This window comes from Companilactobacillus hulinensis, assembly GCF_003946555.1.
GTDB lineage: Bacteria > Bacillota > Bacilli > Lactobacillales > Lactobacillaceae > Companilactobacillus > Companilactobacillus hulinensis.
Window position 1 is genome coordinate 1 of record NZ_RHOO01000054.1, and the last position, 1,013, is coordinate 1,013.

General features: G+C 39.2%; 1 protein-coding gene. It reads left to right on the forward strand.

Translation table 11 applies throughout. The features are described from left to right. Positions 1-96 precede the first annotated feature (96 nt). The coding region (locus tag EKM66_RS12475; RefSeq protein WP_125765043.1) for an IS30 family transposase at positions 97-1,013 on the forward strand (917 nt) is incomplete at its 3' end.

Below are 1,013 nucleotides of genomic sequence, written 5' to 3' on the forward strand. Positions count from 1 at the left end.
GGCAAATTTTATAATCAAGTTAGCCACTTGAGAAAAACTGAATAAAAAAACACCAAGACGAAAAAATCAGGTATCATTGGAGTTCCTACACTAACAATGAAAGAGGTTTTCGTCTTGGCGCAAGAACAGATTACCATAAAACGAAACAAGGGTCATCACTTAACTGAAGTTGAGCGTGGAAAAATAGCTGCTCTACACAAATTGGGACATTCTAACCGTAAGATTGCGATTGCTCTCAGTGTGTGCCCGCAGACTATTAATAATGAACTGAAACGTGGTGAAGTAACTCAAGTTAAGAAGATTAATGGTAAAGAGTACTTTCACCAAGAATACATACCTGAACTTGCTCAAAGTCGTTATGTCGATAAACGCAAAGCGTGTCATCGACCTTATAAACTGTCACAAGTTCTTAGCTTCTTATCATTCTTTGTGGAACACTTTAAAAAGGACGGTTGGTCACCTGACGCGGCCGTTGGCCGTGCCAAGGCGTTGAACCTTTTTCTACCAGAAGAAATGGTATGTACTAAAACTCTTTATAGTTATATCGATGCCCAATTATTAGAAGTTAGAAATATTGATCTTATCAATAAGATGTCTCGCCGATTACCAAAATGCGTGGTTCGTAAGAACCATCGTGTTTTGGGGTTAAGTATAGAAGAACGCCCAACTGAAGTGGATAATCGGGAAGAATTTGGCCACTTTGAAATAGATACTATTGTTGGCCTTAGAAATGGTCAGGAGAGCGTGATTCTTACTATGATTGAACGCAAGACTCGTTTTCAAATCATTCGTTTAATTGACAGTAAGGACGCTGATTCAGTGGCTTATACAATGAGAAGCATTAATAAGGAGTATGGATCAATAATCAAGACCATTACCGCCGACAATGGTCTTGAATTCAGTACCCTTACAGAAGTAATGGATAAGATAGCACCTGTCTACTTCACTCATCCATATACATCCAGTGAGCGAGGAACCAATGAGGTTCACAACCGCATGGTACGAAGAGATTT